This window comes from Mycolicibacterium smegmatis, assembly GCF_001457595.1.
Taxonomy (GTDB): Bacteria; Actinomycetota; Actinomycetes; order Mycobacteriales; family Mycobacteriaceae; genus Mycobacterium; species Mycobacterium smegmatis.
Map to the genome: position 1 here is coordinate 1,058,848 of NZ_LN831039.1, position 25,140 is coordinate 1,083,987.

Sequence of the window (25,140 nt, forward strand, 5' to 3'; positions counted from 1 at the left end):
CTGCCGCGGCCGCTAGGCTGGGCCGATGGATTCTGATGGACGTTCTGGTGGACGCCCAACGGGGGTCCCTGGTGCCGGCGGTGAAGGGGGTTCGGGTCCCGCGGATGCGGCACCCGGCCCGAAAGTGGTTCTGGTCACGGGTGCGTGCCGGTTCCTCGGCGGTTACCTGACCGCGAGGCTGGCGCAGAACCCGTCGATCGACCATGTCATCGCGGTCGACGCGATCACGCCCAGCAAGGATTTGCTGCGAAGGATGGGGCGCGCGGAGTTCGTGCGCGCCGACATCCGCAATCCGTTCATCGCCAAGGTGATCCGCAACGGCAACGTCGACACCGTCGTGCACGCCGCGGCCGCGTCGTACGCGCCCCGCTCGGGTGGCCGGGCCACGTTGAAAGAGCTCAACGTGATGGGGGCCATCCAGTTGTTCGCGGCGTGCCAGAAGACGCCGTCGGTACGCCGGGTCATCCTCAAGTCGACCTCCGAGGTCTACGGGTCGAGTTCGCGCGATCCGGTGATGTTCACCGAGGAGAGCAGCGCGCGCCGTCCGCCGCGCGATGGCTTCGCCCGCGACAGCATCGACATCGAGGGCTACGCGCGAGGTCTCGCCCGGCGTCGTCCCGACATCGCCGTCACGATCCTGCGGCTGGCCAACATGATCGGCCCCGCGATGGACACGGCGCTGTCGCGCTATCTGGCCGGGCCGGTGGTGCCCTGCGTCGTCGGGCACGACGCGCGGCTGCAACTGCTGCACGAGCAGGACGCGCTCGGTGCCCTCGAGCACGCCACCGTGGCAGGCAAGGCCGGCACGTTCAACATCGGCGCCGACGGCATAATCATGATGAGTCAGGCGCTGCGCCGCTCGGGCCGGATCCGGCTCCCGGTGCCGAGATCGGCACTCGCCGCAGTGGATTCGCTGAACAGGGCCACGCGTTACAGCGAGGTGGATCGTGAACAACTCAACTATCTGAGTTACGGCCGCGTCATGGATACCACGCGAATGCGCCGCGACCTGGGATACAGTCCCAAGTGGACGACGGGGGAAGCGTTCGACGATTACGTTCGTGGCCGTGGATTGACGCCGATCATCGATCCGCGGTGGGTAGGCTCGCTGGAGAGTCGTGCAGTTGCCTTGGCGCAGCGTTGGGGACGGTAGTACTGGCTCTGATCTCGGTGGGGAGAAGGATGCAAGGTGGCGGGCGAACCTAAAGCGAAAGTGATTCCGCTGCACGGTAATTCGACTCGTGCCTCGGCTGCCCGAAGAGCCGCCCAAAAAACCGAGAGTGCACGCAGGCATCCGTCGCTGCTCGCCGATCCGGGTACCAGGGCGCCTGCCGAGCAGATCGCGGCCGTGGTGCACGAGATCGACCAGCGACGTCTCGGCGCGGCCGGATCCGGTGCGGCCGACGAGCCCACCGAGATCGCCAAGAGCATCTCCGCGGTGGCCGAGTTCATCCGCAAGCGGATGACGGGCGACTACGCGGTCGACGAATTCGGTTTCGACCAACACCTCAACGAGGCAATCTTCCTGCCGTTGCTCAGGGTGTTCTTCAAGTCGTGGTTCCGCGTCGAGGTCTCCGGCATCGAGAACCTGCCCGATTCGGGGGCCGCGCTCGTCGTCGCCAACCACGCCGGGGTGCTGCCGTTCGACGGTCTGATGGCCCAGGTGGCCGTGCATGACCACCACCCGCTGCACCGTGACCTGCGCCTGCTGGCGGCCGATCTCGTGTTCGACCTGCCGATGGTCGGGCAGGCCGCGCGCAAGGCGGGCCACACGCTCGCGTGCACCACCGACGCGCACCGCCTGCTGGCCAACGGTGAACTCACCGCGGTGTTCCCGGAGGGATTCAAGGGGCTGGGCAAGCCGTTCAAGGATCGCTACAAGCTGCAGCGGTTCGGCCGCGGTGGCTTCGTGTCTGCGGCCCTGCGCGCCAAGGCACCCATCGTGCCGTGCTCGATCGTCGGCTCTGAGGAGATCTATCCGATGATCGCCGATCTCAAGCTGCTCGCCCGGCTGCTCAACCTGCCGTACTTCCCGGTGACGCCGTTCTTCCCGCTCGCAGGCCCGGCCGGGATGATCCCGCTGCCGTCGAAGTGGCACATCAAGTTCGGTGAGCCGATCGACACGCAGGACTACGACGAGAGTGCCGCCGACGACCCGATGGTCACCTTCGAGCTGACCGACCAGGTGCGCGAGACCATCCAGCACACGCTGTACCAGCTGCTGGCGGGCCGCCGGAACATGTTCTTCGGCTGAGGCGGCCGAACCTCCGCCCGGCGGGTGAACTCAGGAACTGGACTTTTGCCCGGCAACCATCTTGGCGATGGCGGCATCGCGCGCCGCGGCGATCTGGGAACTGATCTCGTCGGCCTCGTCGATCTCGGCCTCGCCGAGCATCGTGACGATGCTGGTGGCCACGGGCTTGCCGTCGTCGTCGGTCACCTCGGCACGGATCTCGCAGATCACCGTGCCGTGCGACTCGATCACCGAGTCCAGGTACGAGTCGAACCACAGCTTGTCACCGACCACGATCGGACGGTGGAAGATCAGCTTCTGGTCCCGGTGCAGCACACGCTCGAGGTTGATCGGCACGTCGAACTTGTCGAACAGGTCGAGCTGCACTCGACGGCCCGCGACCGCCAGGAAGGTCAGCGGCGCGATGAGGTTGTCGTGGCCGCACTCCTTGGCCGCCGCCTCGTCGAAATGCGCGGGGTGGTCGTCCTTGACGGCCGCCGAGAACTCGCGGACCTTCTCCCGTCCGACCTCGAAATAGTCGGGGTAGCGGTAGTGAGTCCCGATGATGTTTGCCGCGATGCTCATGTGTTCTCTGCTACTCCCGTGCTTCCAGCTTCAACTGCCCGGCTGCGGAAGCCTATCAGCGTGGGGGTTCAGCGAATGTCAGCGAAGGTCAGCGAAGGTCATGGCGGCGGGAGGCCACCGCGGCCAGCGCGCCGCCGAGCGCCCCTAGGGCCAGCGCGGACGGCACACCGATGCGGGCCGCTTTGCGGGCCGTGCGGAAGTCGCGGATCTCCCAGCCGCGTTCCCGCGCGACGTCGCGCAGCGCGGCGTCCGGGTTGATCGCGACCGCGGTGCCGACGAGCGACAGCATGGGCACGTCGTTGAAGCTGTCGGAGTAGGCCGTGCAGCGGCGCAGGTTCAGACCCTCGCGGATCGCCAGCGAGCGCACGGCGTGCGCCTTGCCGGTGCCGTGCAGGATGTCGCCCACCAGACGCCCGGTGAAGACGCCGTCGACCGACTCCGCGACCGTGCCCAGTGCGCCCGTGAAGCCCAGCCGCTTGGCGATCGTGGCCGCCAGCTCGTAGGGCGTCGCGGTGACCAGCCAGACCTGCTGACCGGCGTCGAGGTGCATCTGGGCCAGCGCGCGGGTGCCGGGCCAGATCTTGTCGGCGATGATCTCGTCGTAGATCTCCTCGCCGAGCGCGACCAGTTCGGCGGTCGACCGGCCCTCGATGAATGCGAGCGCCTTGCGCCGGCCCGCGGCGACGTCGTCGCTGTTCTCCTTGCCGGTCAGCTGGAATTTGGCCTGCGCATATGCGATGCCTAGGATGTCGCGGTAGGTGAAGTACTTCCTGGCCGCCAGGCCGCGCGCGAAGTGCACCAGCGACGAGCCTTGCACCAGGGTGTTGTCGACGTCGAAGAACGCCGCGGCGGTCAGGTCCGGCGGAGGAGCGCTCGGTGGAGGTGTCTGCTCGGCCTGCAGGTCGGTGACGGCCACCTCGGCACTGGCCTCGCCGCCGAGCTCCTGAGCCCCGCGAGCCTCCCCGGCCTCATCAGTCACGGCCCGTTCTGACGCCCCGGCACTACCGATTTCGGACACGCAACAACCCTAACGGGATACTGGCGGGGTGGAGCGCTCGCAACCAGGACCCGCCGCAGGGCACACCGTGACGTTGCTGACACGGGCCGGATGCCATCTGTGCGCCCGCGCGGCCGAGGAGCTCACGGTGCTTCGTGACGAGCTCGGGTTCACGCTGGTGACCACCGACGTCGACGCGCTCGCCGCCGAGGGCGACAACAGCCTGCGCGCACAGTACGGCGACCTGCTGCCGGTGGTGTTGCTGGACGGGACCGAACACAGCTACTGGGAGGTCGACGCGGCGCAGCTGCGGAGTGATCTCGGCCACTAGCGCCGCGCGGGGTGTGGTCGGTGGCCCATCGATGGCAAACCAGCAGGTTTCCAGGCTTCTGAATGCATCAACCTACTGCGCATATACCAGGTGACTAACTAGGTGAAATTTGGAGGCCGCCCGGAAAACCGATACCTTGGTTGACGTGGTGATGAAGCCGTGAGCGTGCTGCTATTCGGGGTTTCGCACCGCAGTGCGCCGGTGTCTGTGCTCGAACAGCTGAGCACCAACGAAGCCGAGCAGGCGAAGATCATCGACCAGGTTCTCCAGTCCTCACTGGTTACCGAGGCCATGGTGCTTTCCACCTGCAACCGCGTCGAGGTGTATGCGGTGGTCGAGGCCTTCCACGGCGGTCTGTCGGTGATCGGGCAGGTGCTCGCTGAGCGCTCCGGTATGTCCCTCAATGACCTGACCAAATACGCCTACGTCCGTTACGCGGAGGCGGCCGTCGAGCACCTGTTCGCGGTGACCAGCGGTCTGGATTCCGCGGTCATCGGTGAGCAGCAGGTGCTGGGACAGGTGCGTCGCGCGTACGCGACGGCCGAGGCCAACCGCACCGTGGGCCGCACACTGCACGAACTCGCGCAGCGCGCCCTGTCGGTGGGCAAGCGGGTGCACTCGGAGACCGGGATCGACGCCGCAGGCGCGTCGGTGGTCTCGGTGGCGCTCGGCATGGCCGAGACCAAACTCTCGGGTGGGCTCGGTGGCCGTACCGCGGCCGTGGTCGGTGCGGGCGCGATGGGCGCACTCGCCGGTGCGCACCTGGTGCGCGCGGGCATCGAACGCGTCCACGTGGTCAACCGGTCCCTGCCGCGCGCCGAGCGCCTGGCCAAGAACCTCACCGAGCAGGGCGTGGTGGCCGACGCCGTGGGTCTGGACGACATCGCCCGGGCACTCGTCGACGCCGACGTCGTGCTCAGCAGCACCGGCGCCGTGCGCCCGGTGGTCTCGCTGGCCGACGTGCACTACGCGCTGGCACAGCGCACCCTGGCCGGTGCCGAACACCAGATGGTCGTGTGCGACCTGGGCATGCCGCGCGACGTCGATCCGGCCGTGTCGGGTTTGCCGGGCGTGTGGGTCGTCGACATGGACCGCATCCAGCGCGAACCGTCCGCACGTGCGGCAGCGGTCGACGCGGAGGCCGCGCGCAACATCGTGGCCGCCGAGGTGGCGAACTACCTGGCGGGCCAGCGCATGGCCGAGGTCACCCCGACCGTGACGGCGCTGCGGCAGCGCGCCGCCGACGTCGTCGAGGCCGAACTGCTGCGCCTGGACAACCGGCTGCCCGGACTGGACGCGGCGCACCGCGACGAGGTCGCCAAGACCGTCCGTCGCGTCGTCGACAAACTGCTGCACGCGCCGACGGTGCGTGTGAAACAACTCGCGAGCGCCCCCGGCGGGGACAGCTACGCCGAGGCGCTGCGGGAACTGTTCGAACTCGATCCGCAAGCCGTCGAAGCGGTTGCGGCCAGTGAATTGCCCTTGATAACAACCGATCTCGATAAGACTGAGTAGAGCTTGGCAAACAACCGCGATTCGGTGATCCGGCTCGGCACCCGGGGTAGCCTCCTGGCTACGACACAGGCCGGCACTGTCAGGGACGCTCTGCTGGCCGCAGGGCATCCCTGTGAGCTCGTCATCATCTCCACCGAGGGTGACCGCAACCAGGGACCGATCGCGGACATCGGGATCGGCGTGTTCACCGCCGCTCTGCGTGAGGCGATCCACGACGGCCGCGTCGACATGGCCGTGCACTCGTACAAGGATTTGCCCACCGCGTCCGACGAACGCTTCTGCATCCCCGCGATACCGCGTCGTGAGGACCCACGCGACGCGCTGGTGGCCCGCGACGGACTGGTGCTCGGAGAGTTGCCGACGGGCTCCGTGATCGGCACGTCGAGCCCGCGACGGGCCGCACAGCTTAGAGCACTGGGTCTCGGTTTGGAAATCCGCCCCCTACGAGGCAACCTAGATACCAGGTTGAACAGGGTTACGAGCGGTGAACTCGACGGCATCGTGGTCGCCCGGGCGGGTCTGGCCCGGATCGGACGACTGAACGTTGTCACCGAGACGCTCGAGCCGGTGCAGATGTTGCCAGCGCCGGCTCAGGGCGCGCTCGCGGTGGAATGTCGTGCGGGCGACACCGAGCTGATCGCGATCTTGTCGGAGTTGGACGACGCCGATACGCGAGCCGCGGTCACCGCTGAACGGGTCCTGCTCGCCGAACTGGAGGCGGGTTGTTCCGCACCGGTCGGTGCGATCGCTGAAGTGGTCGAGTCGATCGATGAGGACGGCAACGTCTTCGAAGAGCTGTCGTTGCGCGGCTGCGCAGCGACGCTGGACGGATCCGACGTGATCCGTGCGTCCGGCATCGGTACTCCCGATCGGGCCGCTGAACTCGGCGTCTCGGTGGCTGCGGAGCTGTTCGATCTGGGTGCACGGGAGCTGTTGGAAGAGCGTGGGAGTGAGAAATGACCCGGCAGGTCCCCCTCGGCGGAGCCGAGAGTCTGACTGCAGTTGGCGGAGCCGAGAGTCTGGCCACCTTCGGCGGAGTTGAAAGCGTGGCCACCCTCGGCGGAGTCGAAAGTCTCCCAAAGGTGGGTGGTGCCGATGCTGCGGTTGCGGTGGTCGGTGCCGAGAGCCCGGTGGTCGTCGGCGGCGCCGACAATCTGGCTGCGGTCGGCGGCGCTGAGTGCACGGTCGGTGCGGCCGAGAGCCCGGCGGCCGACCCTCAGCCGCGTGAGAGCTCGAGCCGGTCGCGCAGCCGCAAGGTCAAGCCCGGTCGCATCACGTTCGTCGGTTCGGGCCCCGGTGACCCGGGCCTGCTGACCACCAGGGCGCAGGCCGTGCTCGCGCATGCCGAGCTGGTCTTCACCGATCCCGATGTGCCCGAGGCGGTGCTCGCCCTCGTCGGCACCGATCTGCCCCCGGCCGCGGGTCCGGCGCCCGCCAAGAAGAACGACAAGGCCGACAAGGCCACCGACAAGTCGGACAAGTCCGACAAGGCCGATGACGCCAAGTCCGACGATCCGGCGGTCATCCCCGGCGGACCCGAGGTGCGTCCCGCGCTCGGCGACCCGGCCGAGGTCGCCAAGACGCTCGCGTCCGAGGCGCGCCACGGATACAACGTCGTGCGCCTGATCGCGGGTGACCCGCTGTCGGTGGATGCCGTGATCACCGAGATCAACGCACTGGCCAAGACGCATCTGACCTTCGAGATCGTCCCGGGTCTGCCCGACACCACCGCGGTTCCGACGTACGCCGGCCTGCCGCTGGGGTCGTCGCACACCGTCGCCGACGTGCGTGGCGACGTCGACTGGGCCGCACTGGCGGCCGCGCCGGGGCCGCTGATCCTGCATGCGACCGCGTCGCACCTGCCGGATGCCGCCCGCACGCTCATCGAGCACGGGCTCGTCGAGAACACGCCCGCGGTCGTCACGGCCAACGGCACCACCTGCCAGCAGCGTTCGGTCGAGACCACGCTGGTGGGGCTCACCGACAAGACCGTGGTGGAGAAGCCCGCGGGCAGCGAGCTGTTGGGCCCGCTGACCGGACCGCTGGTGGTCACCATCGGCAAGACCGTCGCCAACCGCGCCAAGCTGAACTGGTGGGAGAGCCGCGCCCTGTACGGCTGGACCGTGCTGGTGCCGCGCACCAAGGATCAGGCCGGCGAGATGAGCGAGCGGCTCGTCACGCACGGCGCCCTGCCGATCGAGGTGCCCACCATCGCCGTCGAGCCGCCGCGCAGCCCGGCGCAGATGGAGCGCGCGGTCAAGGGCCTGGTCGACGGCCGGTTCCAGTGGGTCGTGTTCACCTCCACCAACGCCGTTCGCGCGGTGTGGGAGAAGTTCAACGAGTTCGGTCTGGACGCCCGCGCGTTCTCCGGCGTGAAGATCGCCTGCGTGGGGCAGGCCACCGCGGACAAGGTGCGCGCGTTCGGGATCAATCCCGAACTGGTGCCGTCGGGCGAGCAGTCCTCGCTCGGCCTGCTGGATGAATTCCCGCCCTACGACGAGGTTTTCGACCCGGTCAACCGTGTGTTGCTGCCGCGTGCGGACATCGCCACCGAGACGCTGGCCGAGGGTCTGCGTGAGCGTGGCTGGGAGATCGAGGACGTCACGGCGTACCGCACCGTGCGTGCGGCCCCGCCGCCTGCGCACACCCGCGAGATGATCAAGACCGGTGGTTTCGACGCGGTGTGCTTCACGTCGAGTTCGACCGTGCGCAACCTCGTCGGCATCGCGGGCAAGCCGCACGCCCGCACCATCGTGGCCTGCATCGGACCGAAAACCGCAGAAACCGCAATCGAATTCGGTCTGCGCGTGGATGTGCAGCCCGAGACAGCCGCGGTCGGACCGCTGGTCGAGGCGCTCGCCGAGCACGCCGCCCGGTTGCGCGCCGAGGGTGCGCTCCCGCCGCCGCGCAAGAAGAGCCGCCGCAGGTAAACACCCGCCGAAACGGCATTCCAGCAGGCGTGCACTCGCACTTTTCCTGATGGAATGCCATTTCGCCGGAAAGGAGACGAGCTAGTGGCGTTCCCGAGGCATCGGCCCCGTCGACTGCGGACCACACCGGCCATGCGCCGGTTGGTGGCCCAGACCTCGCTGGAGCCAAGGCATCTGATCCTTCCGATGTTCGTCGCCGACGGCATCGACGAACCACGGCCGATCAACTCGATGCCCGGAGTGGTTCAGCACACCCGGGATTCGCTTCGCCGGGCCGCGGCCGACGCCGTCGCCGCCGGTGTGGGCGGACTGATGCTGTTCGGCGTGCCGCTCGACGAGGACAAGGACGCCACCGGGTCGGTGGGCGTGGATCCCGACGGCATCCTCAACGTCGCATTGCGTGATCTGGCCAAGGATCTCGGCGACTCGACGGTGTTGATGGCCGATACGTGCCTCGACGAGTTCACCGACCACGGCCACTGCGGCGTACTGGACGCCCACGGGCGCGTCGACAACGACGCCACCAACCTGCGTTACGTGGAACTGGCTGTGGCCCAGGCAGATTCGGGCGCCCACGTGGTGGGTCCCAGCGGCATGATGGACGGGCAGGTCGCCGCGATCCGCGACGGCCTCGACGCCGCGGGGCACACCGACGTGGCGATCCTCGCTTACTCCGCGAAATTCGCCTCGGCGTTCTACGGGCCGTTCCGTGAGGCGGTGTCCTCCAGCCTGACCGGTGACCGCCGCACCTACCAGCAGGACGCGGGCAACATCCGCGAGGCCGTGCGCGAGATCGAACTCGACATCGACGAGGGCGCCGACATGGTCATGGTGAAGCCCGCCATGAGCTACCTAGACGTGGTGCGCGCGGCGGCCGAGATCTCGCCGGTTCCGGTGGCGGCCTATCAGATCTCCGGCGAGTACTCGATGATCAGCGCCGCGGCCGCCAACGGCTGGATCGACCTGCAGACCGCCGCACTCGAGTCGCTGGTCGGTATCCGCCGCGCGGGCGCCGACCTCATCCTGACCTACTGGGCGGCCGACGTCGCCGGTTGGCTGGCGTGACCGACTCCATGACCGAGCAGCGGCCGGGGTCCGACCCTCGCCCTGAGGATGTCGACACCGGGTTCTGGCTGTGGGCCGTCGCGCTGCCGCTGTTGGTCGCCGGGTACCTGATCGATGCCGTCACCGGTTCGACGGATGACGAGCGGGCGCTGATGATCGTGCTGGCCGTGATGTCCATGATCGTGCTGTCGTCGATCGTGGTGACGTTTCTGATCCTGATGCGCCAGGGCTATCGCTGGACGCGGACCATCCTGACCAGCGGTGGGCTGGTCTCGGTGATCCATGTCGCCACCAGCCTGTTCGGCGCCGACCGGCCACCTGCCGCGGCGATCGGCTATGCGCTGACCGGGATCTTCGGATCGGTCCTCATCGTCGGTGGCGTGTACCTGCTGCACCGCAAGGACGCCAACAGCTTCTTCAACCGGTGATTCGCTAGGCTGTGCCGACAATGTGCCCCTCACAGTCGCCGCCGTCGGAACCGGCCCGCGCGAAGTCCCTCGTCGAGACCGTCGGATTCGTCTTCTGGTTGGTCGCCGCGGTACTGCTGATGGTGGGTGGCATGATCGCGGCCTCGGTGTCGCTGCCCGGCCTGGACACCGGACTGTTCCGTGGCGTGGGCGTGCTCATCGCCGTCGCCGGGGCGGGCATGGCGTTCCTGGCCGGCCGCAGCCGAAACGGTGATCCCCGGTTCCGTCGCGCGGCGATGGCGCTCTCGGTGGCGATCGTGGTGATCGTGGCGCTCACCGCACGACTCGGTGTGGTGCACATCCTGACCTTGATCGGCATCGTGCTGCTGATCGTCGGGACGATCCTGAACGCCCTGCCGAGGAGAGACCGTGACTGAACCCGCAGGCCACGAACCTCCCGAAGCGGCAGGGAGGTCCGGGGTCCCGGACGCGTCCGGCGCCGCCCCGGCCGGGGAGGTCCTGTTCTACGAGCAGGGCGCGAGTTGGGCGTGGTTGTTGTCCGGCCCGATCGCGGGTGTCGGCATGGCGATCCTGCAGCGCACCGGCGGTTACGGCTATGACCTGTGGATCCCGCTGATCTTTTTGGTCCTGGTGTCCGGATTCATCGCGATCCAGATCAAGGCGGCTCGCATCCACACCTCGGTCGAACTCACTCGCGAGACGCTGCGGCAGGGGACCGAGATCATCTCCATCGACGAGATCGTGGACATCTACCCCGAGGCGAGTGGTTCCGAGGTGCCCAAGTGGCAGTCGGCGCGTGCACTCGGCGAGCTCACCGGCGTCCCGCGCGGCCGGACCGGTATCGGGCTCAAGCTGACGGGTAAACGGGTGGCGCAGGCATGGGCACGACGGCATCGCACGCTTCGGGCCGCGCTGCAGCAGCTGGTGGAAGAGCGCACGCCGTGAAGGTTCGCGCGGTGTTGCAGATCGTGATCGCGGTGGTGGCCGCGGTCGGCTGTGTGGTGAGTTGGGTCGCGTCGAGAGCGACCGTCGAGGTCGCGCCGGTGCTGCCGGGGGAGCCGGTCACGTATTCGGTGACGTACTCGGCGCCGATGCTCACCTTGGCGCTGCTGCTCGCGACGGTCGCGGGCGTGCTCGCCGTGCTCGGCGTCGCCAACGCGCTGCGCCGCTGATCGCCGATCGTCACAAGGCCGAGATGTTCGACGTGAGCACCCTCACACGCGCTTGGTACAAAGTACGCAATCTGTAACACTGTGTCCATGACGGAGTTGGCGGAAAGCCGCGCAGAAACCGACGCCCTGCCTCTCGGGCCACAGTCGCTGGTGTGGAAGTACTTCGGCGACAACCGCATGTTCCTCATCGGACCCCGGCCCGCCGTGCTTCAGAACATGCTGGCCGAACTCGGACAGGGCGTGCTGGACCACTCGACGTTCTTCTCCGACACCGCCGAACGCCTGCGGCGCACCATCCCGCCCATCTTCCGCACGGTGTACGGCACCGAGGAGGACAACGCGGGCACCCAGGTCCGAGACTTCCATCATCACGTGAAGGGCGATATGCCCGGACCGGACGGTAAGCCCGCGGGCCGCTACCACGCCCTCGATCCGGACACGTACTACTGGGCCCACGCGACGTTCGTCGAACAGGTCATCTACTTCGCGGACACCTTCGTCAAGCGACTCACGCGCGAGGAGAAGGAACGGATCTACCTGGAGTCCAAGACCTGGTACCGGCGTTACGGTGTCAGCGACCGGCCCATGCCGGCCGACTATGCCGAATTCGAGAAGTACTGGGACCGCATGCTCAACGAGGTGGCCGTTCCGCACAAGAGCGCCAAGTACGGCGTCGGGTACGTCACCAAGGGTTTTCCCTGCCCCAAGGCCGTGCACCCGGCGGTGTGGCGCGTCGTCGCGCTGGTGTTCAACCCGCTCGCGGCGTTCCTCACCACCGGTGGCCTGCCACCACGCGCCCGCGACCTGCTCGGGTTGCCATGGAGCGAGCGTCAGGAACAGCGCTATCAGCGGTTCGCGGCATTCTGGAGGTCCCGCCCGGTCAATTGGGTGTGGGATCATCTGCCGATGAGCGTGCGCTACAGCAAATACGCCCGGCAGGCCTATGCCCGGGCCTGACGCGGCCAGTCGAGCGATCCTGGACGCAGCACTCGTCGAGTTCGAGCGCTACGGGTTCCGTCGCGTCGCACTCGACGATGTCGCGCGGCGTGCCGGTGTCAGCCGCACCACGATCTACCGCCGGTTCGCCAACCGCGACGACCTGGTGGGCGCGGTGATCGAACGCGAAAACGTCTCGCTGTTCGCAGACATCGCGGCCGAACTCAAGGACGCCAAGCCGCAGTCCAACATCTACGTCGAGGCGTTCACGCTGTCGATCCTGAGGTTCCGCCGACACCGCGTGCTCAACCAGATGATGAAGGACGAGCCCGCGCTGGTCCTCGAGCTCGCGCACCGGCACTACGGCGCCGCGATCGAACGCATGGCCGCCGCGCTGCGGGTGATCTTCCCTGAGGGTTTCGCCGACCGGATCGGGGAGGCCGCGGTCAACGACCTGGCCGACACCATCCTGCGGTACGCGCTGATGGCGCTCTTGATCCCGAGCGTCGAACCCCTCGAGACCGCCGACGACATCCGCTCGTTCGCCACCCGGCATTTCCTGCCGAGCCTGCCGGTGTCGTTACGCGTGGTGCCTGCCTGATCGGCCACGCCACACCTCGGCGCGTCGGCCGCAGAGAAGTTCCCTACGGAACCGACTCCCGCGCATCCGGTTTGGTGCTGTACGCGTTCGGGCAGCCGACATCCATGACCACCGACAACAGCAAGCGCACCGAAGCGCCCCCGATCACCGATGCGCACCGTGAAGAAGCCAAGCGCGTGATGCGGGCATACGACGAAGATCGTCCCACCACGGTCCTGCCCGGAAGCGGCGGAACCGTGGCCGGAACTGCCGTGACCGACTGGGTGGACGACGACGGCGAGCCGATCTTCGGCGAGCAGGGCGAGAAAGCCGAGTAGGCCGATGTGAGGGGCGCGTGACCTACTGTGGCTCCCGTGACCCCCTTCGAACAGATCGCCCCCGCCTTCGTCGAGATGGCCCACTCGATCGTGTGGGCCTCGGCCGCCACGGTCGACGCCGACGGTCGCCCCAGAAGCCGTGTTCTCCATCCGATCTGGGAGTTCGACGGTCCAGATCTGTTCGGGTGGATCGCCACGGTGCCCTCACCGGTCAAGCGGGCGCACCTGGCCGAACACCCCTACATGTCGCTGAACTACTGGGCGCCCAACCACGACACGTGCTCGGCCGAGTGTCTGGTCGAGTGGTACACCGACGACGAGACCTGCCGACTGGTCTGGGACAAATTCGCCAACGGCCCCGCGCCCGTCGGTTACGACCCGAACATCATCCCGCAGTGGCGTGGCGGCCCGACGTCGCCGGAGTTCGCTGCACTGCGTCTTGCACCGTATCGCCTGCGCGTGATGCCAGGGACTGTGATGACGGCCGGCGAGGGCGAGCCCTTGCTGTGGCAGTCGTGAGAGACCGGTGGATGAATGCATCCCTAGCACATCCGCGTCGTCGCATGTGTGAAAATCATGAGGACGTGACATTCATCACGACCCGGAATAGTTGCCCACGCAAGTTGCGGTTTCCGCACCCGCTGCAGTTAACGGAGTCGGGCCGTCGATACGGCGGCGAAGATCATCCGGCAGATTGGCGCCTGGTTAAACCCGCGTAAACACTGGTACCGCCGGTCCGTGCCGGAAAAGGTTTTGCCTCACGGTGAATATGTGACCTGAATTGCACTTCACGGGTAAAAGCGGAGGTAACCGACGGTTGCCGCAGCACCCTCACAGCTTGGGCCAAGGTGACGTGCAGCGCACGCCTGCCGGTGCCGGATGTCGGCCACCGCAAACTGTCAGGGTCTGCCAGAAAGTCGGCCAGCAAACTTACTCGCGGCTGTTGCGCGGAGGGCGGTTGTGGGACGTATCCGTTGCTGCCGCGCGCCCTGGCGTTTATGTTTCTGCTGCCAACTGTGAGCGAGGCATTAGAGACAGATGTGATCCTCTTAGATCTCCGAAGTCTCTGAACAGGTGTTGAGCCGGTTGCAGACAACAAAACAGGTGGGCCTGAGGGGCCGCCGGCGATACAGCTAGGGAGAACATGAAGGCAATCAGTCGGGTGCTGATCGCGATGGTTGCAGCCATCGCGGCGCTTTTCACGAGCACAGGCACCTCTCACGCAGGCCTGGACAACGAGCTGAGCCTCGTTGATGGCCAGGACCGCACCCTCACCGTGCAGCAGTGGGACACCTTCCTCAATGGTGTGTTCCCCCTGGACCGCAACCGTCTTACCCGTGAGTGGTTCCACTCCGGTCGCGCCAAGTACATCGTGGCCGGCCCCGGTGCCGACGAGTTCGAGGGCACGCTGGAACTCGGCTACCAGATCGGCTTCCCGTGGTCGCTGGGTGTGGGCATCAACTTCAGCTACACCACCCCGAACATCCTGATCGACGGCGGTGACATCACCGCTCCGCCGTTCGGCCTGAACTCGGTCATCACCCCGAACCTGTTCCCCGGTGTGTCGATCTCGGCAGATCTGGGCAACGGCCCCGGCATCCAGGAAGTCGCAACGTTCTCGGTCGACGTCTCCGGCGCCGAGGGTGGCGTGGCCGTGTCGAACGCCCACGGCACCGTGACCGGTGCGGCCGGCGGTGTGCTGCTGCGTCCGTTCGCCCGCCTGATCGCCTCGACCGGTGACTCGGTCACCACCTACGGCGAACCCTGGAACATGAACTGATTCCTGGACCGCCGTTCGGTCGCTGAGACCGCTTGAGATCGGCGCGTCCCGCTCCCGGTGTCGTCAGCTCATCGTTGACACGTGAACTGACACTCTTCCTAGCCGGAGCGGACGCGCCGATCTTGTGTTCTGAGCAGTTCTCAGTCCGTCCGCCGCAACACCAGCGCTGACGGCGTACGCAGCCTGCCCACCACCGCGCGCCAGGGACGCCCCAGCCTGGGCACCACCTCAGCGGTCGGCACGATGCGCGGATCGGTCACCTCGAACGTCTCACCGTTCATCACCGCGCGGCCGCCGCGGGCCGCGAACAGGTTGCGCACCCAGTCCCGGTCCTCGCCGTACGGCAGCAGGATCGCGACACCGTCGGCGACACGGAACATGGTCACCGGGGTGCGGTAGACGGTTCCGCTGCGACGCCCGAGGTGCTCGATCAGTGACCACATCGCCACCCGTCCCGACAGAGGACGCACTATCCGATTGATGACACGCCGGTTGAACCGGGCGCGCTCGTCGGCCAACAGCATCAGATGTGACCTTCCGATCCGACTAGACCCGACGAAGCAGGACGGCCTGCTCGAACGGCAACCGCGCGAGCACCTTCCGGATGGGGCCACGCACCCGCGCGACGGCCTCGTCGCGCGGGACCACCCGCGGATCGGTGACGCGGATCGTCTTGCCATGCCTGCGCATGTCTGCGGTGCCCGCGGCCGTGAGGTTCTTGAGCCAGTCACGGTCGGGGCCGTAGGTCAGCAGGATCGCGACACCCTCGTCGGTGCCGAACACCGACAGCGGGGTGCGGTAGTGCTTTCCGGACTTGCGCCCGACGTGTTCGAGGATGCCGAACGTCGGTGCCCATCCCGCCCAGATCCGCTGGATGGGGTTGGTGACATGACGGTTGAACCGGGCCAGCCATTGCGGAAGTTGCATGGGGCCATCATGCGCATACGCCGTCCGTGCGGACCAGATTTTCGAATTCCGTTTGCGCGGCGCGGTTTTTGTCGAAACTGAACGCATGGTCTCGGATGTTCCCGCGGTGACGGCACCGCCGGGCAGGTCGGCGGATGCGTCAGGTGCGAATGCCAAGCCGGACACCGGCGCCTTGCCACTGGCGCCCCGCAACCCGCTGTCGCTGCGTCAGATGGCACGCGCGGTGCGGGCCCTGGACATGGGCCAGCAGGTGATCCGCGCCGCGGGTGGAGCGGTGACCCGCGTGCAGTTTGGGCCGCGATGGCTGGTGCCGCCTCTGGTCGCGGTGTTCTCGCCCGAGGGGATCCGCGACGTGCTGGGGCGCAACGACGCATTCGCCGAGCGGTGCATCGTGCACGACGAGGTGCGGCATGCCGCCGGGGACAGCCTGTTCGTGCTGCCCAACGAACAGTGGCGCCCGCGCAAACGCGCGCTGCAGCCGGTGTTCACCAAGCACAGCGTGCGCGCGTTCGGCGGGCACATGTCGCGCGCCGCGCAGACCCTCGTGGACGAGTGGGCCGACCAGTGGGCGCAGGCCGATTCTCTGGAGGTCGACCTCGACGCCGTGTGCCGCCGCGTGACCATGCAGTCGCTGGGGCGCTCGGTGCTGGGCATCGACCTCAACGAGCGAGCTGACGTCATCGTCGAACACATGCACGTCGCGTCGTCGTACGCGACGGACCGGGCGCTGCGCCCGCTGCGCGCCCCGCGGTGGCTGCCCACGCCCGCGCGGCGACGCGCCCGCGCCGCGGTGGCCGCGATGCGTGCCGTGACCGCCGAGATCCTGCAGGCCTGCCGCGACGACGCCGACCGCGACGCGCCGCTGGTGCGCGCGCTCATGGCGGCCGAGGACCCGGAGACCGGCGAGCGCCTGTCCGACGAGGACATCTGCAACGACCTGTTGATCTTCATGCTGGCCGGTCATGACACCACTGCCACGGCGCTCACCTATGCGCTGTGGGCGCTGGGACACCACCCCGAGATCCAGGACCGGGTGGCCGCCGAGGCCCGCGCGCTCGGTGACCGCGAGCTCACCCCGGCCGACGTCCCGCAGCTCGGCTACACCGTGCAGGTGCTGCACGAGTCACTGCGGATGTGCCCGCCTGCCGCGGGGGTGGGGCGCCTGGCACTGCGCGACATCGCGGTCGCAGGCCACCGCGTCGAGGCGGGCAGCCTCGTCGCACTGGGCATCTACGCCGTGCACCACGACCCGCAGCTGTGGCCCGACCCAGAGGTGTTCGATCCCGACCGGTTCAGCCCCGAGAACTCCCGCGAGCGCGACCGCTGGCATTTCATCCCCTTCGCCGGGGGAGCGCGCGCGTGCATCGGGGAGCACTTCGCGCGTTTGGAGACGACGCTGGCGCTCGCGACGATCATCCGGTCGGTGGTGGTCGGATCGGTCGATGCCGAGTTCCCCGTCGACGTGCCGTTCACCACAGTCGCGAAGGGGCCGATCAGGGCGAATGTGGCCCCACGTGGGCCTGACCACTACACCCTGTAGTTGACTCGGTTGCACCGGCTGGGACACTGGTGGCCATGCGTGTCGACCAAACATGCGGATCCGAGGAGCACAGCCCCGCCTCGACCCAGCGCTCGGCCCAACTTTTCGCCGATGCCTGCGCGGTCATCCCCGGCGGCGTCAACTCTCCCGTCCGCGCCTTCAACTCGGTGGGAGGCACCCCCAGGTTCATCACGTCGGCCGGCGGCTACTGGCTGACCGACGCCGACGGCAACCGCTACATCGACCTGGTGTGCTCGTGGGGTCCGATGCTGCTCGGCCACGCCCACCCCGCGGTCGTCGAGGCCGTGCGCAAGGTCGCCGAGCACGGCCTGAGCTTCGGCGCGCCGACGCCCTCGGAGACCGAACTCGCCGCCGAGATCATCGACCGTGTCGCGCCCGTCGAGATGATGCGGTTCGTCAACTCGGGCACCGAGGCCACCATGAGCGCGATCCGGTTGGCCCGCGGGTTCACCGGCCGCGCCAAGATCGTCAAGTTCTCGGGCTGCTACCACGGCCACAGCGACGCGCTGCTCGCCGACGCCGGATCGGGCGTCGCGACCCTCGGTCTGCCGTCCTCGCCGGGTGTCACCGGCGCCGCGGCCGCCGACACGATCGTGATCCCGTACAACAACGTCGCCGCCGTCGAGGACGTGTTCGCCCACTTCGGTGACGAAATCGCCTGTGTGATCAGTGAAGCCAGCCCCGGCAACATGGGCACCGTGCCGCCGCTGCCCGGTTTCAACGCCGCGTTGCGGCGCATCACCGCCGAGCACGGCGCGCTGCTGATCCTCGACGAGGTGATGACGGGGTTCCGTGTGAGCCGCTCGGGCTGGTACGGCCTGGATCCCGTGGAGGCCGACCTGCTGACGTTCGGCAAGGTCATGAGCGGCGGTCTGCCCGCCGCGGCGTTCGGCGGCCGCACAGAGGTCATGAGCCGTCTGGCCCCGCTGGGCCCGGTGTATCAGGCGGGCACGCTGTCGGGTAACCCGGTCGCGATGGCGGCGGGTCTGACCACGCTGCGCCACGCCGACGACGCGGTCTACGCCAAGCTCGACGCGAACGCCGACCGGTTGGCGGGTCTGCTCACCGGCGCGCTCACCGAAGCGGGCGTAGCGCATCAGGTGCAGCGGGCCGGGAACATGCTCAGCGTGTTCTTCACCGACGCACCCGTGCATGATTTCGCCGCCGCGAAGGCCACCGAGACCTGGCGGTTCCCGCCGTTCTTCCACGCCCTGCTGGAGCGTGGGGTCTACCCGCCGTGCAGCGCGTTCGAGACCTGGTTCGTCTCGGCGGCCCTCGACGACGACGCGTTCGCGCGCATCGCCGAGGCGCTGCCGGCCGCCGCGCGTGCGGCCGCCGCGGCCACCCCGGAGGGCACGGCGTGAGCGACGGGACCTCGGCGTCTGCTCCGGCGTCTGCTTCCGGATCGGGCCCCGTGCGCACCACCGTCCACGTGATGCGCCACGGCGAGGTGCACAACCCCGCCAAGGTGCTCTACGGGCGGCTGCCCGGCTATCACCTGTCCGAGCGTGGCCGTGCGCAGGCGCGGTCCGCTGCCGACTGGCTGGCCGGCCGCGACATCGTCTACCTCGTCGCGTCACCGCTGGAGCGCGCACAGGAGACCGCGGCGCCCATCGCCGAGAGTCACGGCCTGTCGATCGACACCGACGACGACCTCATCGAGTCGTGGAACACCTTCGAGGGCCAGAAGGTCGCGCCGGGTGACGGCGCGCTGCGCGATCCGCGCAACTGGCCGCGCCTGCGCGATCCCCGCAAGCCGTCGTGGGGTGAGCCGTACCACGAGGTCGCGGCACGCATGATGGCCGCGCTGCACCGCGCCCGGCTCAAGGCCGCGGGGCACGAGGCGGTGTGCGTGAGCCACCAGTTGCCGGTCGAGACGCTGCGGCGCGCGATGACGGGCCGCAAGCTCGCGCATCTGCCGTTGCCGAACAGCAGGCTGTGCAATCTGGCGTCCATCACGTCGTTCACGTTCGACGACGACCGGCTGATCCGCTGGGGATATTCGGAGCCCTGGGGAATCTGATGCAGTCGTGGGTCGCCCGTGTGGTGGGTGTGACGCTGGCGGCGCTGTTCGCAGTGCTGACGGGTGCGCTCGCCGGTTGCTCGACGGGTGACGATGCGGTGGCCCAGGGTGGCACGTTCGAGTTCGTCGCCCCGGGCGGCAAGACTGACATCTTCTATGATCCGCCCCAAAGCCGCGGCCGCCCAGGCACATTGGCCGGACCCTTGCTCACCGACCCGTCGAAGACCATCTCGCTCGACGATTTCGCGGGCGAGGTCGTGGTGGTCAACGTGTGGGGTCAGTGGTGCGGGCCGTGCCGCGCGGAGATCACGCAGCTGCAAGAGGTCCACAACGCCACCAAGGACAAGGGCGTGGCGTTCCTCGGCATCGACGTGCGCGACAACAACCGCGACGCCGCAGTCGATTTCGTGAAGGACCGCAACGTCACGTTCCCGTCGATCTACGACCCGCCCATGCGCACGATGATCGCGTTCGGCGGCAAGTACCCCACCACGGTCATCCCGTCCACGGTGGTGCTGGACCGTCAGCACCGCGTGGCGGCGGTGTTCCTGCGTGAACTGCTCGCCGAGGATCTCGAGCCGCTCATCGAACGTCTGCTCGCCGAACCGGCTGAGCCCGGCGAGCCCGCGGTGTCGAAAGAGCAGCGGCCGTGACCGGATTCGCCGAGATCGCGGCGGCAGGACCGGTTCTGCTCGCCCTGGGCGTGAGTGTGCTGGCCGGCCTGGTGTCGTTCGCCTCGCCGTGCGTCGTGCCGCTCGTGCCCGGCTACCTGTCGTATCTGGCCGCGGTGGTCGGTGTCGACGACGATCCCGTGCGCACCGGCGGTGAGCGCGTCGCGCTGCGCTCGGCACGGCTGCGGGTCGCGGGTGCGGCGGCACTGTTCGTCGCCGGGTTCACCGTGGTGTTCCTGCTGGGTGCGGTCGCGGTGCTCGGCATGACCACCACCTTGATCGCCAATCAGCTTCTGCTGCAACGCATCGGCGGTGTCGTCACGATCGTCATGGGCCTGGTGTTCGTGGGCTTCATCCCGGCGCTGCAGCGGCAGGCGCGGTTCACCCCGCGCCAATTGTCGACGGTCGCGGGCGCACCGCTGCTGGGTGCGGTGTTCGCGCTCGGTTGGACGCCGTGCCTGGGGCCGACGCTCACCGGCGTCATCGCGGTCGCCTCGGCCACCGACGGCGCCACGGTCGCGCGCGGTGTCGTGCTGGTGCTGGCCTACTGCCTGGGGCTCGGCATCCCGTTCGTACTGCTCGCGCTGGGCTCGGCGCGCGCCGTGCAGGGTTTGGGCTGGCTGCGCAGGCACACCAGGACCATCCAGATCTTCGGCGGCGTGCTGCTGATCCTCGTCGGCGCGGCCCTCGTCACGGGCCTGTGGAACGAGTTCGTGTCCTACGTGCGCGACGCCTTCGTCAGTGATGTGAGGCTCCCCATCTGATGACGTCTTCCCCGCGAGCAGACACAGAACTACCCGAAAACCCGCCGGATGCGGCAGGTTTGCGTGTGCTCGGCAGAAGGATCTGGGCCCCGATCCGCAACACGTGGCGCACGCTGACGTCGATGGGCACCGCGCTGGTGCTGCTGTTCCTGCTCGCGCTGGGCGCCATCCCCGGGGCCCTGCTGCCGCAGCGCAGCCTCAACGAATCCAAGGTCGACGAGTACCTCGCGACGCACCCGACTCTCGGGCCCTGGCTGGACCGTCTGCAGGCGTTCGACGTGTTCTCCAGCTTCTGGTTCACCGCGATCTACGTACTGCTGTTCATCTCGCTGGTGGGCTGCCTGACCCCGCGGATGATCGAGCACGTCCGCAGCCTGCGCGCCGTGCCGGTCGCCGCTCCGCGCAACCTGGGCCGTCTGCCCAAGCACCACGAGGCGCAGGTGCAGGCCGATGCGGCCGAACTCGCCGAGTCCGTCACGCAGCGGTTGCGGGGCTGGCGCACCGTCACCCGCGAGAACGTCGGGGTCACCGAGATCTCCGCGGAGAAGGGCTATCTGCGCGAGTTCGGCAACATCGTCTTCCACTTCTCGCTGCTGGGCCTGCTCGTCGCGGTCGCCGCGGGCAAGCTGTTCGGCTACGAGGGCAACGTGATCGTCATCGCCGACGGCGGTCCCGGTTTCTGCACGGCCTCACCCGCGGCGTTCGACTCGTTCCGTGCGGGCAACACCGTCGACGGCACATCGCTGCACCCGATGTGCATCCGCGTCAACAACTTCGATGCGGACTACCTGCCGACCGGGCAGGCGCTGTCATTCGCCGCCGACATCGACTACCAGGCCGGCGACGACCTGAGCACCGACACGTGGCGGCCGTACCGCCTCGAGGTCAACCATCCGCTGCGCGTCGGCGGGGACCGCGTGTACCTGCAGGGCCGCGGCTATGCACCGTCGTTCACCGTCACGTTCCCCGACGGCCAGACCCGCAGCCAGACCATCCAGTGGCGCCCCGAGGAACAGATCACGTTCCTGTCCTCCGGCGTCGTGCGCATCGATCCGCCCGCGGGCACCTACCCGGATCCCGACGAACGCCGCAAGCACCAGATCGCGATCCAGGGCCTGTTCGCGCCCACCAAACAGCTCGACGGCACGCTGCTGTCCTCGAGCTTCCCGGCGCTCAACGATCCGGCCGTCGCCGTGGACATCTACCGGGGCGACACCGGCCTCGACACGGGGCGGCCACAGTCGCTGTTCTCGCTGGACCCGCGGCTGATCGGGCAGAAGCGGCTGACCAAGGTCGCGCGCGTGAACCTCGAAGAGGGACAGGAGACGCGCCTCGACGACGGCACCGTCGTGCGGTTCGACGGCGCGAAGCCGTTCGTCAACCTGCAGGTGTCCCACGATCCCGCCCAGGTGTGGGTGCTGGTGTTCGCGATGACGATGATGGCGGGACTGCTGGTGTCGCTCGTGGTGCGCAGGCGCCGGGTCTGGGTTCGGATCGAACCCGCAGGTGCGGGTACCGTGAGCGTCGAGTTCGGCGGGCTGGCCCGCACGGATAACTCCGGGTGGGGAGACGAGTTCGAGCGGTTGACCGAGCGGCTGTTGGAAGGCCGCACCGAGGCGACCGAATCGGCCGAAGAGAAGAAGGCGTGATGAATACCGAGCACATCGATATCGGGCTGGCCCGGTACTCCGACTGGGCGTTCACGTCCTCGGTGCTGGTGCTGGTGGGTGCACTGCTGCTGCTCGCCGTCGAGATGGCGTACAGCCGCAGCCGCCGCGTCGAGTCCCGTGAGCTGGTCGGGGCGGGCGGGCCCTCGGTGGTCGGCGCCGACAGCGCGACCCCCGGCGTCGTCGTGGAGAGCCCCAAGCGGCCGTTCGACGAGCGGGTCGGCAAGACCGGTCTGGCACTGACCTACGTCGGTATCGGTCTGCTGCTGGTGTGCATCGTGCTGCGCGGCGTGTCCACCTCGCGCGTGCCGTGGGGCAACATGTACGAGTTCATCAACCTGACGTGCTTCTGCGGGCTGGTGGCCGCCGCGGTCGTGCTGCGCAGGCCGCAGTACCGCACGCTGTGGGTGTTCGTGCTCGTGCCGGTGCTGATCCTGTTGACCGTCTCGGGCCGCTGGCTCTACACCAACGCCGCCCCGGTGATGCCCGCGCTGCAGTCGTACTGGCTGCCCATCCACGTGTCGGTGGTGAGCCTGGGCTCGGGTGTGTTCCTGGTGGCGGGCGTCGCGAGCATCCTGTTCCTGCTGAAGATGTCGCCGCTGGGCCAACCGCAGGAGGGGCGTGACAGCGTGTGGGCGCGGATCATCGACCGCGTGCCCGACGCGCAGACGCTGGACCGGATCGCCTACCGCACCACGATCTTCGCGTTCCCGGTGTTCGGCTTCGGCGTCATCTTCGGCGCGATCTGGGCCGAGGAGGCCTGGGGCCGCTACTGGGGCTGGGACCCCAAGGAGACCGTGTCGTTCATCGCGTGGGTCGTGTACGCGGCGTACCTGCACGCCCGCTCGACCGCGGGGTGGCGTGACCGCAAGGCCGCCTGGATCAACGTCGTCGGTTTCGTCGCGATGGTCTTCAACCTGTTCTTCATCAACCTGGTCACCGTCGGCCTGCATTCGTACGCGGGAGTCGGCTGACCGGCCACGTGAGCGCGCCCTGCGGCGCGCACGCGCGCTATCGTCGGGCCCGGGAGTTGTCCGAGAAGAGGGGATTTCGTGTCCGCATCATCCGAACACCCGGTACCCGACTCGGTGGACGTGCCTGCGCCGGAGCATCCGGCGGCCGAGACACCCGAGGCGCCATCGGTTTTCGCGCCCGTCCCGGGTTTCCGCGGACAGCAGCGCTTCAGCGATCCCGCGCAGGCCGGTGTCAGCACACCGCTGCCCGCGGAGTGGACGGCGCCGACGCCTCCGCACGGCATCCCCGTGTCTGCGCCCCAGACGGCGCAGACACCGCCCCAGAACTCACACCAGCCGATGGCGTCCGGGCTGCCGCCGCTGCCACCGGCGCCGCTCACGCCGCCGGCCGCGGCGGCCGAACAGCCGCCCGCGGACTTCGCCACACCGTATGAGGACCTGACCACCACGGCGCTGCTCGGCCGGCGCAAGTCCCCGCCGACGGCGGGCTGGCGCCGCTGGTTGTATCTCGCGTCGTTCAAACAGGTCAACGTCGGTGAGAGCCCCAAGGTCACGCACCGCCAGAGCCTGGTCTCCCAGGTGAGCCACCCGCTGCAGGGCTGCTACCGCATCGCGGTGCTCTCGCTCAAGGGCGGTGTCGGCAAGACCACGATCACCGCGACGCTGGGGTCGACGTTCGCCTCGATCCGCGGGGACCGCGTCATCGCGGTCGACGCCAACCCCGACCGCGGCACGCTGAGCCAGAAGGTGCCGCTGGAAACCGCCGCGACCGTGCGCCACCTGCTCCGCGACGCCGAGGGCATTGAACGCTACAGCGACGTGCGCGCGTACACCTCGCAGGGCCCGAGCCGGCTGGAAGTGCTGGCGTCGGAAAGCGATCCGGCCGTGTCCGAGGCGTTCAGCTCCGAGGATTACCTGCGGACGCTCGAGGTGCTGGAGCGGTTCTACAGTCTCGTACTCACCGACTGCGGCACCGGGCTGATCCACTCGGCGATGTCGGCGGTGCTGTCCAAGGCCGACGTCCTCATCGTGGTCAGCTCGGGCTCGGTGGACGGTGCGCGCAGCGCCGCGGCCACCCTGGACTGGCTCGACGCGCACGGCCATCAGGACCTGGTGCGCAATTCGGTCGCGGTGCTCAACGCGGTGCGCCCGCGGGCAGGCAAGGTGGACCTGTCGAAGGTCGTCGATCACTTTTCGCGGCGGTGCCGTGCGGTGCGGCTCGTGCCGTTCGATCCGCATCTGGAAGAGGGTGCCGAGATCAGCCTCGACCGGCTCAAGCCGAAGACACGCGAGGCTCTTCTGGAATTGGCGGCCGTGGTGGCCGGTGATTTCGGGTCCGACCGCACCGGCGCGCTCGGGGGAGCCGATTCGGCAGGGTCGCGTCGGATCGCCGATCCGCGCGTCTGACACGCGGCCGATAACTGCTAGGGCCGGGGGTTGTTGTCTCCGTGTCCGAGTTTCCGGAGGAAATCCGGATCGTCGTCTGGGCCGATGACCCGCGTGCGCGATTTTTCGCTCGCGGCACGCGAGAGTCGCCAACCCACGTAGACCAGGCCGGCCAAAATGCACAACAGGAGTAGGTACGCCACTCGAAACCTCCTTGCTCCGAATATACGCGTCGTCGGTAGGCTCGGATGCGTGTCAGCAAGTCGTCCCGCATCCC

At 68.3% G+C, this 25,140-nt stretch carries 29 protein-coding genes; 24 read left to right on the forward strand and 5 right to left on the reverse strand.

Annotated features, from left to right (window positions below):
* Positions 1 to 25 precede the first annotated feature (25 nt).
* Together AT701_RS04785 and AT701_RS04790 are read left to right on the forward strand one after the other, a co-directional pair.
* Positions 26 to 1,153: an SDR family oxidoreductase gene (locus tag AT701_RS04785; RefSeq protein WP_014876916.1), complete on the forward strand. Its 1,128-nt coding sequence runs from the start codon at positions 26 to 28 to the stop codon at positions 1,151 to 1,153.
* Positions 1,154 to 1,189: 36 nt separating this feature from the next.
* A complete protein-coding gene (locus AT701_RS04790) occupies positions 1,190 to 2,254 on the forward strand; it encodes a lysophospholipid acyltransferase family protein (RefSeq protein WP_003892373.1) in 1,065 nt (354 codons plus the stop codon).
* A 30-nt stretch (positions 2,255 to 2,284) separates the two neighbouring features.
* Here the strand turns inward: AT701_RS04790 and AT701_RS04795 are convergent, their stop codons facing one another.
* Both AT701_RS04795 and AT701_RS04800 read right to left on the reverse strand, forming a co-directional pair.
* On the reverse strand, positions 2,285 to 2,818 hold the full coding sequence (locus tag AT701_RS04795; RefSeq protein ID WP_011727307.1) for an FAS1-like dehydratase domain-containing protein: 534 nt from the start codon (positions 2,816 to 2,818) through the stop codon (positions 2,285 to 2,287).
* Positions 2,819 to 2,906: 88 nt separating this feature from the next.
* The gene (locus AT701_RS04800; protein WP_003892375.1) at positions 2,907 to 3,797 is read right to left on the reverse strand and encodes an HAD family hydrolase; all 891 of its coding nucleotides are present in this window, start codon (positions 3,795 to 3,797) and stop codon (positions 2,907 to 2,909) included.
* Between the two features lie 106 nt (positions 3,798 to 3,903).
* Between AT701_RS04800 and AT701_RS04805 the strand changes: the two genes are divergently transcribed.
* From AT701_RS04805 to mspA, 14 genes are all read left to right on the forward strand, one after another.
* Positions 3,904 to 4,146, forward strand: coding sequence for a glutaredoxin family protein (locus AT701_RS04805; protein ID WP_003892376.1), 243 nt, complete (start codon positions 3,904 to 3,906; stop codon positions 4,144 to 4,146).
* 159 nt (positions 4,147 to 4,305) lie between these two features.
* Positions 4,306 to 5,661 (forward strand): glutamyl-tRNA reductase, encoded by a 1,356-nt coding sequence (locus tag AT701_RS04810; RefSeq protein ID WP_011727309.1) that lies wholly within the window; start codon positions 4,306 to 4,308, stop codon positions 5,659 to 5,661.
* 24 nt (positions 5,662 to 5,685) lie between these two features.
* Positions 5,686 to 6,621 (forward strand): hydroxymethylbilane synthase, encoded by a 936-nt coding sequence (hemC, locus tag AT701_RS04815; RefSeq protein ID WP_014876919.1) that lies wholly within the window; start codon positions 5,686 to 5,688, stop codon positions 6,619 to 6,621.
* Positions 6,618 to 8,591, forward strand: a complete 1,974-nt coding sequence (locus tag AT701_RS04820) for a bifunctional uroporphyrinogen-III C-methyltransferase/uroporphyrinogen-III synthase (protein WP_223495337.1) — start codon at positions 6,618 to 6,620, stop codon at positions 8,589 to 8,591. Before hemC ends, AT701_RS04820 begins: the two co-directional genes overlap by 4 nt.
* A gap of 84 nt (positions 8,592 to 8,675) precedes the next feature.
* Positions 8,676 to 9,656 carry a porphobilinogen synthase gene (gene hemB, locus AT701_RS04825; RefSeq protein WP_011727312.1) on the forward strand — a complete coding sequence of 327 codons (981 nt, stop codon included), beginning with the start codon at positions 8,676 to 8,678 and terminating at the stop codon, positions 9,654 to 9,656.
* Positions 9,653 to 10,084, forward strand: a complete 432-nt coding sequence (locus AT701_RS04830) for a hypothetical protein (protein ID WP_011727314.1) — start codon at positions 9,653 to 9,655, stop codon at positions 10,082 to 10,084. The genes hemB and AT701_RS04830 overlap by 4 nt, the downstream gene beginning before the upstream one ends.
* Before the next feature lie 20 nt (positions 10,085 to 10,104).
* Entirely contained in the window at positions 10,105 to 10,500 is a 396-nt protein-coding gene (locus AT701_RS04835; protein WP_003892382.1) for a hypothetical protein, read from the forward strand.
* A gap of 82 nt (positions 10,501 to 10,582) precedes the next feature.
* Positions 10,583 to 11,029, forward strand: a complete 447-nt coding sequence (gene mce1N / locus AT701_RS04840; protein ID WP_058127534.1) for a transport-regulating membrane protein Mce1N — start codon at positions 10,583 to 10,585, stop codon at positions 11,027 to 11,029.
* Positions 11,026 to 11,256 (forward strand): membrane protein, encoded by a 231-nt coding sequence (locus AT701_RS04845; protein WP_011727316.1) that lies wholly within the window; start codon positions 11,026 to 11,028, stop codon positions 11,254 to 11,256. The genes mce1N and AT701_RS04845 overlap by 4 nt, the downstream gene beginning before the upstream one ends.
* Before the next feature lie 87 nt (positions 11,257 to 11,343).
* The gene (locus AT701_RS04850; protein WP_029104361.1) at positions 11,344 to 12,213 is read left to right on the forward strand and encodes an oxygenase MpaB family protein; all 870 of its coding nucleotides are present in this window, start codon (positions 11,344 to 11,346) and stop codon (positions 12,211 to 12,213) included.
* The gene (locus tag AT701_RS04855; protein ID WP_003892386.1) at positions 12,200 to 12,793 is read left to right on the forward strand and encodes a TetR/AcrR family transcriptional regulator; all 594 of its coding nucleotides are present in this window, start codon (positions 12,200 to 12,202) and stop codon (positions 12,791 to 12,793) included. The genes AT701_RS04850 and AT701_RS04855 overlap by 14 nt, the downstream gene beginning before the upstream one ends.
* Before the next feature lie 104 nt (positions 12,794 to 12,897).
* On the forward strand, positions 12,898 to 13,110 hold the full coding sequence (locus AT701_RS04860; protein WP_223495338.1) for a hypothetical protein: 213 nt from the start codon (positions 12,898 to 12,900) through the stop codon (positions 13,108 to 13,110).
* Between the two features lie 36 nt (positions 13,111 to 13,146).
* Complete coding sequence (locus AT701_RS04865; RefSeq protein WP_003892388.1) at positions 13,147 to 13,629, forward strand: pyridoxamine 5'-phosphate oxidase family protein; 483 nt, start codon at positions 13,147 to 13,149, stop codon at positions 13,627 to 13,629.
* Positions 13,630 to 14,254: 625 nt separating this feature from the next.
* The gene (gene mspA, locus AT701_RS04870; RefSeq protein WP_058125292.1) at positions 14,255 to 14,890 is read left to right on the forward strand and encodes a porin MspA; all 636 of its coding nucleotides are present in this window, start codon (positions 14,255 to 14,257) and stop codon (positions 14,888 to 14,890) included.
* Positions 14,891 to 15,030: 140 nt separating this feature from the next.
* On the opposite strand, the gene AT701_RS04875 is transcribed toward mspA, so the two are convergent.
* Both AT701_RS04875 and AT701_RS04880 read right to left on the reverse strand, forming a co-directional pair.
* Positions 15,031 to 15,414, reverse strand: coding sequence for a nitroreductase family deazaflavin-dependent oxidoreductase (locus tag AT701_RS04875; RefSeq protein WP_011727318.1), 384 nt, complete (start codon positions 15,412 to 15,414; stop codon positions 15,031 to 15,033).
* A 22-nt stretch (positions 15,415 to 15,436) separates the two neighbouring features.
* A complete protein-coding gene (locus AT701_RS04880) occupies positions 15,437 to 15,817 on the reverse strand; it encodes a nitroreductase family deazaflavin-dependent oxidoreductase (RefSeq protein WP_011727319.1) in 381 nt (126 codons plus the stop codon).
* Positions 15,818 to 16,028: 211 nt separating this feature from the next.
* Between AT701_RS04880 and AT701_RS04885 the strand changes: the two genes are divergently transcribed.
* The 8 genes from AT701_RS04885 to AT701_RS04920 all read left to right on the forward strand — a co-directional run bounded on the left by AT701_RS04885 (position 16,029) and on the right by AT701_RS04920 (position 24,884).
* A complete protein-coding gene (locus AT701_RS04885) occupies positions 16,029 to 17,357 on the forward strand; it encodes a cytochrome P450 (RefSeq protein ID WP_223496091.1) in 1,329 nt (442 codons plus the stop codon).
* 35 nt (positions 17,358 to 17,392) lie between these two features.
* Positions 17,393 to 18,742, forward strand: coding sequence for a glutamate-1-semialdehyde 2,1-aminomutase (gene hemL / locus AT701_RS04890; protein WP_003892395.1), 1,350 nt, complete (start codon positions 17,393 to 17,395; stop codon positions 18,740 to 18,742).
* 71 nt (positions 18,743 to 18,813) lie between these two features.
* Positions 18,814 to 19,401 (forward strand): histidine phosphatase family protein, encoded by a 588-nt coding sequence (locus AT701_RS04895; protein ID WP_036462582.1) that lies wholly within the window; start codon positions 18,814 to 18,816, stop codon positions 19,399 to 19,401.
* Positions 19,401 to 20,054: a TlpA family protein disulfide reductase gene (locus tag AT701_RS04900; protein ID WP_011727323.1), complete on the forward strand. Its 654-nt coding sequence runs from the start codon at positions 19,401 to 19,403 to the stop codon at positions 20,052 to 20,054. Before AT701_RS04895 ends, AT701_RS04900 begins: the two co-directional genes overlap by 1 nt.
* Positions 20,051 to 20,836 carry a cytochrome c biogenesis CcdA family protein gene (locus tag AT701_RS04905; RefSeq protein ID WP_003892398.1) on the forward strand — a complete coding sequence of 262 codons (786 nt, stop codon included), beginning with the start codon at positions 20,051 to 20,053 and terminating at the stop codon, positions 20,834 to 20,836. The genes AT701_RS04900 and AT701_RS04905 overlap by 4 nt, the downstream gene beginning before the upstream one ends.
* A complete protein-coding gene (gene resB / locus AT701_RS04910) occupies positions 20,836 to 22,485 on the forward strand; it encodes a cytochrome c biogenesis protein ResB (protein WP_011727324.1) in 1,650 nt (549 codons plus the stop codon). Before AT701_RS04905 ends, resB begins: the two co-directional genes overlap by 1 nt.
* The gene (gene ccsB / locus AT701_RS04915) at positions 22,485 to 23,477 is read left to right on the forward strand and encodes a c-type cytochrome biogenesis protein CcsB (protein ID WP_003892400.1); all 993 of its coding nucleotides are present in this window, start codon (positions 22,485 to 22,487) and stop codon (positions 23,475 to 23,477) included. The genes resB and ccsB overlap by 1 nt, the downstream gene beginning before the upstream one ends.
* A 78-nt stretch (positions 23,478 to 23,555) precedes the next feature.
* Positions 23,556 to 24,884, forward strand: coding sequence for a MinD/ParA family ATP-binding protein (locus AT701_RS04920; RefSeq protein ID WP_011727326.1), 1,329 nt, complete (start codon positions 23,556 to 23,558; stop codon positions 24,882 to 24,884).
* 17 nt (positions 24,885 to 24,901) lie between these two features.
* Here AT701_RS04920 and AT701_RS35580 read toward each other — a convergent pair whose 3' ends face one another.
* Positions 24,902 to 25,066 (reverse strand): hypothetical protein, encoded by a 165-nt coding sequence (locus tag AT701_RS35580; RefSeq protein WP_011727327.1) that lies wholly within the window; start codon positions 25,064 to 25,066, stop codon positions 24,902 to 24,904.
* Positions 25,067 to 25,140: the final 74 nt, after the last annotated feature.

What these genes read in the sequence shown, in the direction of transcription:
- AT701_RS04795 (WP_011727307.1), bottom strand. Translation starts at nt 2,818, where the DNA reads ATGAGCATCGCGGCAAACATCATCGGGACTCACTACCGCTACCCCGAC.
- AT701_RS04850 (WP_029104361.1), top strand. Translation starts at nt 11,344, where the DNA reads ATGACGGAGTTGGCGGAAAGCCGCGCAGAAACCGACGCCCTGCCTCTC.
- AT701_RS04855 (WP_003892386.1), top strand. Translation starts at nt 12,200, where the DNA reads ATGCCCGGGCCTGACGCGGCCAGTCGAGCGATCCTGGACGCAGCACTC.
- hemL (WP_003892395.1), top strand. Translation starts at nt 17,393, where the DNA reads ATGCGTGTCGACCAAACATGCGGATCCGAGGAGCACAGCCCCGCCTCG.
- AT701_RS04895 (WP_036462582.1), top strand. Translation starts at nt 18,814, where the DNA reads ATGCGCCACGGCGAGGTGCACAACCCCGCCAAGGTGCTCTACGGGCGG.
- mspA (WP_058125292.1), top strand. Translation starts at nt 14,255, where the DNA reads ATGAAGGCAATCAGTCGGGTGCTGATCGCGATGGTTGCAGCCATCGCG.
- resB (WP_011727324.1), top strand. Translation starts at nt 20,836, where the DNA reads ATGACGTCTTCCCCGCGAGCAGACACAGAACTACCCGAAAACCCGCCG.
- AT701_RS04785 (WP_014876916.1), top strand. Translation starts at nt 26, where the DNA reads ATGGATTCTGATGGACGTTCTGGTGGACGCCCAACGGGGGTCCCTGGT.
- AT701_RS04900 (WP_011727323.1), top strand. Translation starts at nt 19,401, where the DNA reads ATGCAGTCGTGGGTCGCCCGTGTGGTGGGTGTGACGCTGGCGGCGCTG.
- AT701_RS04820 (WP_223495337.1), top strand. Translation starts at nt 6,618, where the DNA reads ATGACCCGGCAGGTCCCCCTCGGCGGAGCCGAGAGTCTGACTGCAGTT.
- AT701_RS04885 (WP_223496091.1), top strand. Translation starts at nt 16,029, where the DNA reads ATGGCACGCGCGGTGCGGGCCCTGGACATGGGCCAGCAGGTGATCCGC.
- ccsB (WP_003892400.1), top strand. Translation starts at nt 22,485, where the DNA reads ATGAATACCGAGCACATCGATATCGGGCTGGCCCGGTACTCCGACTGG.
- AT701_RS04880 (WP_011727319.1), bottom strand. Translation starts at nt 15,817, where the DNA reads ATGCAACTTCCGCAATGGCTGGCCCGGTTCAACCGTCATGTCACCAAC.
- AT701_RS04835 (WP_003892382.1), top strand. Translation starts at nt 10,105, where the DNA reads ATGTGCCCCTCACAGTCGCCGCCGTCGGAACCGGCCCGCGCGAAGTCC.
- AT701_RS04860 (WP_223495338.1), top strand. Translation starts at nt 12,898, where the DNA reads ATGACCACCGACAACAGCAAGCGCACCGAAGCGCCCCCGATCACCGAT.
- AT701_RS04875 (WP_011727318.1), bottom strand. Translation starts at nt 15,414, where the DNA reads ATGCTGTTGGCCGACGAGCGCGCCCGGTTCAACCGGCGTGTCATCAAT.